Annotated in this window: 10 protein-coding genes; 6 read left to right on the top strand and 4 right to left on the bottom strand. The window is 59.4% G+C overall.

Going from position 1 to position 10,131, the window contains the following annotated elements:
- Both RTS12_RS03740 and RTS12_RS03735 read right to left on the bottom strand, forming a co-directional pair.
- Positions 1-253 (bottom strand): alpha-hydroxy-acid oxidizing protein (locus RTS12_RS03740; RefSeq protein WP_312525631.1); only part of this gene is annotated, 253 nt, incomplete at its 3' end.
- A 33-nt stretch (positions 254-286) separates the two neighbouring features.
- Positions 287-835: a hypothetical protein gene (locus RTS12_RS03735; RefSeq protein WP_312525629.1), complete on the bottom strand. Its 549-nt coding sequence runs from the start codon at positions 833-835 to the stop codon at positions 287-289.
- A gap of 160 nt (positions 836-995) precedes the next feature.
- On the opposite strand from RTS12_RS03735, the gene RTS12_RS03730 reads away from it, so the two are divergent.
- The 4 genes from RTS12_RS03730 (at position 996) to RTS12_RS03715 (ending at position 6,342) form a co-directional block, all read left to right on the top strand.
- Entirely contained in the window at positions 996-1,580 is a 585-nt protein-coding gene (locus tag RTS12_RS03730) for a TetR/AcrR family transcriptional regulator (RefSeq protein ID WP_312525627.1), read from the top strand.
- 72 nt (positions 1,581-1,652) lie between these two features.
- Complete coding sequence (gene dnaG / locus RTS12_RS03725; protein ID WP_312525625.1) at positions 1,653-3,599, top strand: DNA primase; 1,947 nt, start codon at positions 1,653-1,655, stop codon at positions 3,597-3,599.
- Positions 3,600-3,770: 171 nt separating this feature from the next.
- A complete protein-coding gene (gene rpoD / locus RTS12_RS03720; RefSeq protein ID WP_312525623.1) occupies positions 3,771-5,762 on the top strand; it encodes an RNA polymerase sigma factor RpoD in 1,992 nt (663 codons plus the stop codon).
- Positions 5,763-5,946: 184 nt separating this feature from the next.
- The gene (locus tag RTS12_RS03715; RefSeq protein WP_312525620.1) at positions 5,947-6,342 is read left to right on the top strand and encodes a hypothetical protein; all 396 of its coding nucleotides are present in this window, start codon (positions 5,947-5,949) and stop codon (positions 6,340-6,342) included.
- 142 nt (positions 6,343-6,484) lie between these two features.
- On the opposite strand, the gene RTS12_RS03710 is transcribed toward RTS12_RS03715, so the two are convergent.
- Positions 6,485-7,033, bottom strand: a complete 549-nt coding sequence (locus RTS12_RS03710; RefSeq protein WP_312525619.1) for an NAD(P)H-dependent oxidoreductase — start codon at positions 7,031-7,033, stop codon at positions 6,485-6,487.
- 132 nt (positions 7,034-7,165) lie between these two features.
- Here RTS12_RS03710 and rmuC point away from each other — a divergent pair, with 132 nt between their 5' ends.
- Together rmuC and aqpZ are read left to right on the top strand one after the other, a co-directional pair.
- A complete protein-coding gene (rmuC, locus tag RTS12_RS03705) occupies positions 7,166-8,701 on the top strand; it encodes a DNA recombination protein RmuC (RefSeq protein WP_312525617.1) in 1,536 nt (511 codons plus the stop codon).
- A 117-nt stretch (positions 8,702-8,818) separates the two neighbouring features.
- Positions 8,819-9,505: an aquaporin Z gene (gene aqpZ / locus RTS12_RS03700; protein WP_312525616.1), complete on the top strand. Its 687-nt coding sequence runs from the start codon at positions 8,819-8,821 to the stop codon at positions 9,503-9,505.
- 90 nt (positions 9,506-9,595) lie between these two features.
- On the opposite strand, the gene RTS12_RS03695 is transcribed toward aqpZ, so the two are convergent.
- Positions 9,596-10,075: a DUF2380 domain-containing protein gene (locus RTS12_RS03695; protein WP_312525613.1), complete on the bottom strand. Its 480-nt coding sequence runs from the start codon at positions 10,073-10,075 to the stop codon at positions 9,596-9,598.
- Positions 10,076-10,131 lie beyond the last annotated feature (56 nt).

Below are 10,131 nucleotides of genomic sequence, written 5' to 3'. Positions count from 1 at the left end.
GCATGCCCGTCGAGCCGACCGGGGCAAGGCCAACCGGCATGGTGACTTTCTCGCCCAGCATGGTGCTGGCGGTATTGCGCCCCGACATATCGACGGCCACGCGCTGGCGGAAACGGATTTTCTGAAAGTCCTCGGTATTTTCGCGAAATGTTTGTTCCGTATAGCTGCCGCTCTCGGCGTAATCATAGAACATGCGCGGCGCCCGGCGGCGGTGCAGGGCCTTGAGATCGTCAATGCAGGTGATGACCGGCATGGGAATTCCTTTCCGAAAGTCGTCGCGGCTGTGTTAAGGGTTTGAAGGTCCGGCGCAATCACGATTTTCGCTCGGGCAAACCGAAGTCGCAGGTGCCGTCTGCTGCGTCGAAGGGGCGGGCTGCCCATCGGGCGTGCTGGCGCCATCAGTCAGGCCCGGCGTTTCGGGCGGTTGCGTGGGCGCAAGGGCGCCGTCCTCACCATCGATCTGGGTCTTGCTCAGGCTGGCCGCGCGAGCGCGCAGCGCAGTCGCGCGTTCTGCCAGATCCCCAGAGCCGGCACCTTGCCGCAAGGCCCGGTCGGCGCGGGCGACAACGCTGGCATGATCACTGTGCAGCGCGCGGTCCACCGCATCGGGCGATGAGGCCGCATCAGCCGCATGGGCAGGGATCTTGGGCGGGGCCAGCAGCTGATCAGTTGGGGCAAGTTGCGGGTAATCGGCGGCATAATCGCCGCAGGCGGTCAAGGTGATCGCGGCAAGGCCAAGCTGGGACAGCACCACGACCCGACAAGCGATCGGCACCGCGCGGCACCGCCAGGCAGATTGCAGGCCGTGAAAGCGGGAAGAATTCTGACGTGCCATGCCGCCTCTCTGATGATTTGCCGCAGAATAGGGCTGGGCGGGGCCTCTCGACAAGGCCGCAAAGACGTGCTGCCAAGAATGAGGGGCGGCGCAATCGGCTCTGCGTTGCCCGGCGGCGTGGGGGCTTTCTTCGCCAGCCGCGCCGTCTTAGAACCGTGGCATGGCCAGAACTTATGGATCGCGCGCAGAAATAACCGGGCCTTTGGTACGAGAGGCCGCGGCACGCCTGTTCGCGCGTCACGGTTATGCGGCCGTCTCGATGCGCCAGATCGCGGCGGCGGTTGGGGTGCAGGTCGGTACGATCTACAGCTATACGCCGGACAAACAAAGTTTGCTGGCGGATTTGCTGCGCGGTCACATGGATGAGGTGCTGACGCGCTGGCACGATCCTGTGGATCTGGACCCGCTGGCGCGACTGGATTTATTCGTGCGCGGCCACATTGCCACGACGCTAGAACATCAAGAGCTGGTTTTCCTGTCCTATATGGAGCTGCGCAACCTTTCGGCAGAGAATTTCCAGGCGATTTCCGCTCTGCGTCACCGCTATGAGGATCAGCTGGAGTTGATCTTGCGCGACGGTCATGCGGCGGGCGTCATGACAATTTCCGATACACGTCTGGCAACTTTGGCGTTGATCGCTATGTTGACAGGTGTAGCCAACTGGTATCGCGATGGTGGTCGGATCGACCGCGAGCATCTGGCCCGGATCTATTGCGATCTGGCGCGAGGTGCTGTCGGCGCGTGACCGGTACGGTTTGCATCGCCGCAGCCTGTCCTGCCTCTTTCATTCTCATCCAACCGTGACATTATTCCTTCCATGAGCCTGTCCCCACAATTCCTAGACGAGATTCGCGCCCGCGTGCCCTTGTCCCGCATCATCGGGCGTAAGGTTCAATGGGATCTGCGCCGCTCGAACCAGGCCAAGGGCGATTGGTGGGCGCCTTGCCCCTTCCATAGCGAGAAATCCGCGTCCTTTCACGTCGATGACCAAAAGGGCTTCTATTATTGCTTTGGCTGCCACGCCAAAGGCGATGCTTTGCGCTTTATGCAAGAAGCGGATGGCATGGGCTTTCTTGAGGCGGTCGAGGTTTTGGCGGGCGAGGCCGGGCTACCCATGCCCGCTCGCGATCCGGTTCAGGCCCAACGCACCGACCGTCGCACCAAATTGGTCGAGGTCATGGAAGAGGCCGTGCGCTGGTTCCGTTTGCAGCTGCAAACCGGAATGGCCCAAGATGCGCGCGATTATCTGGATCGTCGTGGCCTGACCGAGGCTGATCGCGAACGCTTTGGCATTGGCTATGCCCCAGACCAACGCCATGCTTTGCTGAACGCTTTGCGCAACAAAGGCATTGATGAGGCGCTGGTGATCGAGGCGGGCCTCTCGGCCAAGCCTGACGATGGCGGGGCACCCTTTGATCGGTTTCGCGGCAGGATCATCTTTCCGATCCGGGACGCGCGCGGGCGCTGTATCGCCTTTGGTGGCCGCGCGATGGACCCCAATGCCCGTGCGAAATACCTTAACAGTCCCGAGACACCCTTATTCGACAAGGGGCGCAATCTGTATAACCTTGGCCCTGCGCGCACCGCCGTCAGCAAGGGCCAGCCCCTGATCGTGGCCGAGGGCTATATGGATGTGATCGCTTTGGTGAAGGCGGGCTTCGAAGGGGCGGTGGCCCCTCTTGGGACTGCCATTACCGAAGAGCAGCTGCAATTGATGTGGCGCGTCTCGCCCGAGCCGGTGATCGCGCTGGACGGTGACAGCGCGGGTATTCGCGCGGCTTTGCGCCTGATTGATCTGTCTTTGCCGATGACCGGACCCGGACAGGCCTTGCGCTTTGCCATCCTGCCAGAGGGGCAGGACCCGGATGATCTGATCCGCAAGCAGGGGCCGGCAGCCATGTCGGCTGCGCTGGATGCCGCGCGCCCGCTGGTTGATTTGCTGTGGCAGCGCGAGACCGAGGGTAAGGTTTACGACAGCCCCGAACGGCGGGCTGCATTGGACAAGGCTTTGGCTGATGCCGTGGCCCGCATCGCGGATCCGACCACGCGCGACTATTACACCTCGATCTTCAAGCAAATGAAATGGCAGCTCTTTTCCGGGCGACGCGAGGGTGCAGCCCAGGGGCAAAATGCCAATTGGCAGCCGCGCCGTCAGGCGCACACCGAGGGCGGAAAGCGTGGCAAGCCGGTCTTTGAGGCACCGCCCGCAGCCCCCACCCGCGCCTCGCGTCTTTCGGCGCCCGAGGTTTCCGAAAAGCTGGCCGAACAGATGATCGAGGCGATGGTTCTGGCGATTTGCGCCACCCATCCGACGCTGGTCCCGGCGGTCGAGGCGCGCCTCGAGCGGCTGATGCCCGAAGATCCTGGTCGCGCGGCCTTGATCCATGATCTTCTGTCGGGCACGCGGTCGGGGCAGGGGGCGCAAGCCCTTGAAAGCATCCTTGCCGAGGCCCATGTCAAAGCTGCCCCGGTGATTTCCAGACCTCAGGACAGCGATGCCGCGTCAGATATTCTTGCAAATGCACTGGACCGAATCGAGGCACGCCGCGCAGCCCGGCTTGAAATTGCACGGGCCGAGGCTGAAATTCAGGGATTGGCGGATGAGGGGCTGACCTGGCGGGTGACGCAATCTGCGCGACTGCGCCAAAAAGCCGACCATCCGGCAATGAGCGATCTGGGCGATCTGGGGGAAAATAGCGATGCACAACGGGCTTTTCTAAAATCTGCGCTCGAGAATAAGATCTGGCGCAAGCCACCAAAATAACGCGTAACGCAGGGTTCTGGCCATCTGCCGAATCACCCTCCGAATCACTCACCGAATCACTGCGGTTCAATGCCGGTCCGGGCCTTTGAATTTCCCCGGATATTGGTTAGAACCGATGAGTTGCCGATCCGATTCGCCAACGCCGCGAATCACCGCCTTCAAGGAGCGAGCATGGCCGCCAAAGACGACGAAGACCAAAAGCCCGATACCAAGGACGATGATCATTCGCTTGATATGAGCCAGGCGGCCGTCAAACGTATGATCGCAGAAGGGCGCGAGCGCGGGTTTATCACCTATGACCAGCTCAATGCCGTGATGCCTCCGGATCAGGTTTCTTCCGATCAGATCGAGGATGTCATGTCGATGCTGTCCGAAATGGACATTCGCGTCGTCGACACCGATGAAGATGCCGAAGAAGCCGATACCGCCAGCGGCGGCGCATTGGTCACCACCGATCCGTCATCGCGTGAGGTGGCTGTCGCCACAACTGAAACGGAAAAGCTGGACCGGACCGATGACCCGGTGCGGATGTATCTGCGCGAGATGGGCTCGGTCGAACTGCTGTCGCGCGAGGGCGAGATCGCCATCGCCAAGCGGATCGAGGCTGGTCGCAACACGATGATCGCCGGGCTGTGCGAAAGCCCGCTGACCTTCAAAGCCATTACCATGTGGCGCGAAGAACTTTTGGACGAAGACATTCTTCTGCGTGACGTCATCGACCTGGAGGCGACCTTTGGCCGCGCCATGGACGAGGATGCCGAAGAACAGGTTCTGACCGCCGGTGAGGCTCCTGCTGCGGTGCCGCGCGCGTCCGCTGGCAGCGAAGAAGAATATGATGCCGACGGCAATCCGATGCGTCGCGATGACGACGAAGAGGATGAAGACGGCCAGAACCTGTCGCTTGCCGCGATGGAAGCCAGCCTTAAGCCCAAGGTTCTTGAAACGCTTGAGCTGATCGCACATGGCTATGAAGAGCTGGCCCATATGCAGGACAGCCGCATGTCGGCGACCCTGAACGAGGACAGCAGCTTTTCCAACGCGCAAGAGCAGGAATATCAGCGTAAGCGCAGCGAGATCGTTGCGCTGGTCAATGAGCTTCACCTGCACAACAACCGTATCGAAGCGCTGGTCGATCAGATCTACGGCATCAACCGCCGTATCCTGACCATCGATTCGGGCGTGGTGAAACTGGCTGATGCCGCGCGCATCAATCGTCAGGAATTCATCAAAGCCTATCGCGGCTCTGAGCTGGACCCGACCTGGGTTGACCGCATGGCGGCCAATCCGGCACGTGGCTGGCAGGCGTTGTTTGATAAATCCCGCACCCAGGTCGAAAACCTGCGCGGCGAGATGGCAATGGTGGGTCAGCACGTCGGCGTCGACATCGAAGAATTCCGCCGCATCGTGAACCAGGTCCAGCGCGGCGAGAAAGAAGCCCGTCAGGCCAAGAAAGAGATGGTCGAGGCGAACCTGCGTCTGGTGATCTCGATCGCCAAGAAATACACGAACCGTGGCTTGCAGTTCCTTGATCTTATTCAGGAAGGCAACATCGGCCTGATGAAGGCCGTCGATAAGTTCGAGTATCGCCGGGGCTATAAGTTCTCGACCTATGCGACTTGGTGGATCCGTCAGGCGATCACGCGCTCGATCGCGGATCAGGCCCGCACGATCCGTATTCCGGTCCATATGATCGAGACGATCAACAAGCTGGTCCGGACCGGCCGTCAGATGCTTCACGAAATCGGCCGCGAGCCGACGCCGGAAGAATTGGCCGAAAAGCTGCAAATGCCGCTGGAAAAGGTTCGCAAGGTGATGAAAATCGCCAAAGAGCCGATCAGCCTTGAAACCCCGATCGGGGACGAGGAAGACAGCCAGCTTGGCGATTTCATCGAGGACAAGAACGCGGTTCTGCCGCTGGAATCCGCTATTCAGGAAAACCTGAAGGAAACCACGACCCGCGTTCTGGCCTCGCTGACCCCGCGTGAAGAGCGTGTCTTGCGGATGCGTTTCGGCATCGGCATGAACACCGATCACACGCTGGAAGAGGTTGGCCAGCAGTTCTCGGTGACGCGCGAACGGATCCGTCAGATCGAGGCAAAGGCGCTGCGCAAGCTGAAGCATCCGTCGCGCTCGCGCAAATTGCGGTCCTTCCTCGACCAGTAAGCGATCCCAAGTCAGAAAATTAAAAAGATGCCGATGGATTTGATCTGTCGGCATTTTTTGTTGTTTTCAGCGCGAGCAGTCCCGACCTTGGCCAAGCCTTGGGAAACCCACAGCCGTCTTGCGGGTTGGCTTTTCATTTGAACCAACAGCCAGGACTGTACTGGCATCACATGAAAGGGTGGGAATGACACGTCACTTCATGCGATCTGTAGCAATTGCGACCGCCGCAGCCCTATGCGTAAGCGGGTTTAGCGCGCATTCATTAAGGGCCGAAGGGGGCAATAAGGCGCCACAAACGCCTCCAGCGCCTGCCGCTGGCCCAAAGGCAGGTTCAGCGGGCCAAAGCACGGTTTGGCCCAATGGTGGCCGCTCGTCACGTGGCGAACATGCGATCCAAAGCAAAAGCCGTCAGGCCGCTGACCGCGCTGCCATGGAGGCGGCGCGGGCCGAAAAGGCAAAGGCAAAGCAAGACGCGCCAAGCGCTACGCCCAAGGAAGGGGTCGGCGGCGACGGTGCAGATGGAACTGCCACGAGTAAAGCGGATGATGTGCTGCCGACGCCAGCGCCAAGCGGCGATTGAAGCCTGTCCAACTGGGCGGGGCGATGCAGGCGCAGGCGTGCAATCCTGCGTGGTGATCGGCCCGCAAGTGAGCCCCCGTCTAAGGGCAAACACATTGCGGGCCGAAGCAGGAGTTTAGGCCGGTCAGAACCGGCCTTTCGGATCAGCTAAGGCGATTGGTGAAATCGGCCAAATGATCGACGAAGCTTTGCAGGAAGGCACGCGTGCTTTCGTCAGTTACCGAACCATCGGCGCCATAGGCCTCGGGCTTCCACTGAATATAGGCTTCGGGGGCGGGCATGACGATCATTCCAAGGCTAACCAGATCGTTACGCAGACGCGCCTGACCAACAGCCGCGCCAATCGCGCCCGGGGATGCGCCAGTCACGGCGACAGGCTTGTTTTTCCAGCAGCCCTGGCCATAGGGGCGCGAACCCCAATCCATTGCGTTTTTCAAAATGCCGGCATAGCTGCGGTTATATTCTGGCGTCAGCATCAGCACGGCATCGGCCTCGTTGATGTCGTTTTTCAGACGCAGAACCGAGGCCGGGGGCTCGGCCCAAAGGTCGTCGTTGTATAGCGGCAGATCGCCGATTTCGACATATTTGAACACCAACTTGCCCGCCGCCAGCTTTTCCAGCGCCTGAGCAAGCTTCAGGTTGATCGCATCTTTGCGAAGCGAACCGACAATCACCGCAACGGTTTTCGTCATCTCTTTTCCTCTCAACGGATAATTCACCAGTCCCGGACCAAGATGCCGGACAGTGCCCAAAATCCAAAAGCCAAGGCTTGAAGGCTTGGCACAAAAAGTGAACAGTGTAGCCACCTTATCAGGCGATACCACATGAATCCGACCCATTCCACGACCTTTTCTGCATGGTTCCACGATAGTGATCGGCTGCAGATTTTGCTTGTTTCAGTGATGATCGCGCTGGTGATTTTGGCGTTTTTATGGCGCCGGGCTGCGGTCCGCGCAGCTGCGGCATCCGAGCTGATTTCTTATCTTGAGGTCGATCTGGAAGGGGCGCGGCAATCCAATAGCGCGCTTGATGCGCAGCGCAGCGCGGCCCAGTCAGCGCAGCATCAAGCCGAGCTGCGACTGGGGCGGCTGGAAAGTGGCCATGACGCCCAAGCGATGCGTCTGCGCGAGGTGGTGGAGGAATGTGACCAGCTTCGCGACGCGCTGCACGCGGCCCGCCAGCAAGAGGGCACCTTGCAGCGCATGCTGGCTGAAACCCGTCTGGCTGCGGATAAGGACCGCGAATCCGCTGAACGCGACGTCGCAACCCTGCGCGAATTGCGCGAAGAAATGTCCAATAATTTCAAGATTATGTCGGACGAATCTTTAAGACGTCAAAGCGAGGATCTGAACAAGCGTCAAAACGAGCAATTGACGGCCTTGTTGAACCCATTTCGCGACCAGGTTCACCGCTTTCAAACCGAGGTGCAGACCCGCAACAAGCAAAGTGATGAGGATGGTGCGCGTTTGCGCGAACAGATCGAGATGTTGCACAAACGCTCGGAGGCGATCTCGCGAGAGGCGGTGGCGCTGACCCGTGCGCTGAAGGGGGATCGCCAAAAGCAGGGGGCTTGGGGCGAGATGATCCTTGAGCGGCTGCTTGAAGAATCCGGCCTTGAAAAGGGAATTCACTATCTGACCCAAGACAGCCGCCAGGACGAAGAAGGGCGGCGTTGGCGTCCTGATGTCGTGGTCAAACTTCCCCAGAAAAAGGTCTTGGTAATTGATAGCAAGGTCTCGCTCAGCGCCTATGAAGAGGCGGTTAATAGCGATGATCCGCTGCATGCAGACGGCGCAATCAAGCGTCACGTCGCTGCGCTGCGTGCCCATATTACAGGCCTGTCTGGCAAGGGATATCAAAGGCTTGACCAGGGATCTGTAGATTACGTCCTGATGTTTATTCCAATCGAGGGCGCTTTTTCAGAGGCATTGCGCTATGACCCCGAGCTTGCCAGCTTCGCGATGGAACGTCGGGTCGGGTTGACCACGCCGACGACTTTGATGCTGACCTTGCGCACGGTCGATCACATCTGGACCGTCGAGAGACGTGAATCAAACGCCATGCAAATCGCGGCGCGAGCAGGGCAGTTGTACGACAAGTTGCATGGCTTTGTCGCCGCGATCGAGGATGTCGGCGCGCATCTGGACCGCGCCCAGAAAAGCCACGCAACCGCCATCGACCGCCTTAGCCGCGGCTCTGGCAATGTCATTCGCCAAGCCGAGATGCTGCGCGAATTGGGCGCGCGGGCGCAAAAGCGATTAGAGATGGATCATGACGGCGACAGCGCAGCCGAGCACCCCGAAGCTGAGCTAGCCTTGGGACATTCCGGGCAAGAAAGTGACACCTTGCAAAAACAGTGAATTCCCTCCCGATCTCAATGGGTTATTAAATAGTTTTGTCTAATAAATTCACGTAGAATGGATGGGCTTGCCAGAGTCGGCAGGCCGGTTTTCATCTTATCAGCAGTGGATGACAAAATGCAGAAACAATTGGGTGCCGAGTTGCTCGGTACGTTCTGGCTGGTCTTTGGGGGATGTGGCAGCGCCATTCTTGCTGCTGGTTTTCCGGGGTTGGGCATCGGTTTTGCTGGCGTTGCGCTGGCCTTTGGTCTGACGGTCGTGACGATGGCCTATGCCGTTGGCGGCATCTCGGGTGGCCATTTCAACCCGGCGGTTTCGGTCGGTCTGACGGTTGCAGGTCGTTTCCCCGCCGCAAAGTTGTTGCCCTATATCGTGGCGCAGCTGATCGGCGCCGTTCTTGCCGCTGCCGCACTTTACCTTATCGCATCGGGTAAATCCGGTTTCGAGATTGGCGGGTTTGCATCGAATGGCTATGGCGCGCAATCGCCCGGTGGCTATTCCATGATGTCGGCGCTGGTGATCGAGGTCATTTTGACCGCATTCTTTCTGATCGTCATTCTGGGAACGACCCATGGCCGTGCGCCTGTCGGCTTTGCGCCGCTGGCCATTGGTCTTGCACTGACGCTGATCCACCTGATCTCGATCCCGGTGACGAATACCTCGGTCAACCCGGCGCGTTCGACCAGTCAGGCGCTGTTTGCAGGCGGTCCGGCGATTCAGCAATTGTGGCTGTTCTGGGTGGCCCCGATTTTGGGCGCAGTCATCGGCGCGATCATCTGGAAAGCGGTAGGCGAGAACGACTAACGTCGCGGCCAAACGGAAGTTATCGCGACGATTTCCAAGTAATTGATGAAATGCGGGCGGCCTAGGTCGCCCCTTTTTTTGACGGATCGCCTAGTTGCCGCTGCCAAGCGCCTTGTCGATTTCCCGCCCTAAAAAGGTCGCGGCTTTGGTCCAGGATTCATCGGTGTCGCCACGAAAGCTGACATCGCGATCGTAAATCACGGTCTGGCTTTTAAGATCAACCACTTGGGTGAAAACCTGCATAATCAACGTGCTGGTTTTGTGGACCACAACGAAAATGGCAGTATCCGCACCATTTTCACCGGCCAGATCGACCAGGCAGGCGACGGTCTCGGGGGCGCAGGCTGCTTTGACTGCCTCGGGGGTGATCCGGCTCAGCTGATGACCCGGCGCCAGCTTTTCGCTCAGGGCCTGATCCATCAGGCCAAGGCGGCGGTCATGATCGCTTTTCTGGTCCTGCGCCTCTTTCGACGTATCCAGAAATTTGAGCGGCATCAGCGAAATAGCACGGGCATCGGCTGAGCCCGCAAGCATCAAAAGGCCAGCAATGAGGGAGATGGTCTTACGCATATGTTACCCTTTTCAGGGTAGGCTAGGCCAATATTTCCGACTGGCAAAGCATTTCT

The organism is Paracoccus sp. (in: a-proteobacteria), assembly GCF_032007265.1.
Classification (GTDB): Bacteria; Pseudomonadota; Alphaproteobacteria; order Rhodobacterales; family Rhodobacteraceae; genus Paracoccus.
This window is presented reverse-complemented; position numbering and strand designations above follow the sequence as displayed.

What these genes read in the sequence shown, in the direction of transcription:
- RTS12_RS03735 (WP_312525629.1), bottom strand. Translation starts at nt 835, where the DNA reads ATGGCACGTCAGAATTCTTCCCGCTTTCACGGCCTGCAATCTGCCTGG.
- RTS12_RS03730 (WP_312525627.1), top strand. Translation starts at nt 996, where the DNA reads ATGGCCAGAACTTATGGATCGCGCGCAGAAATAACCGGGCCTTTGGTA.
- dnaG (WP_312525625.1), top strand. Translation starts at nt 1,653, where the DNA reads ATGAGCCTGTCCCCACAATTCCTAGACGAGATTCGCGCCCGCGTGCCC.
- rpoD (WP_312525623.1), top strand. Translation starts at nt 3,771, where the DNA reads ATGGCCGCCAAAGACGACGAAGACCAAAAGCCCGATACCAAGGACGAT.
- RTS12_RS03715 (WP_312525620.1), top strand. Translation starts at nt 5,947, where the DNA reads ATGACACGTCACTTCATGCGATCTGTAGCAATTGCGACCGCCGCAGCC.
- RTS12_RS03710 (WP_312525619.1), bottom strand. Translation starts at nt 7,033, where the DNA reads ATGACGAAAACCGTTGCGGTGATTGTCGGTTCGCTTCGCAAAGATGCG.
- rmuC (WP_312525617.1), top strand. Translation starts at nt 7,166, where the DNA reads ATGAATCCGACCCATTCCACGACCTTTTCTGCATGGTTCCACGATAGT.
- aqpZ (WP_312525616.1), top strand. Translation starts at nt 8,819, where the DNA reads ATGCAGAAACAATTGGGTGCCGAGTTGCTCGGTACGTTCTGGCTGGTC.
- RTS12_RS03695 (WP_312525613.1), bottom strand. Translation starts at nt 10,075, where the DNA reads ATGCGTAAGACCATCTCCCTCATTGCTGGCCTTTTGATGCTTGCGGGC.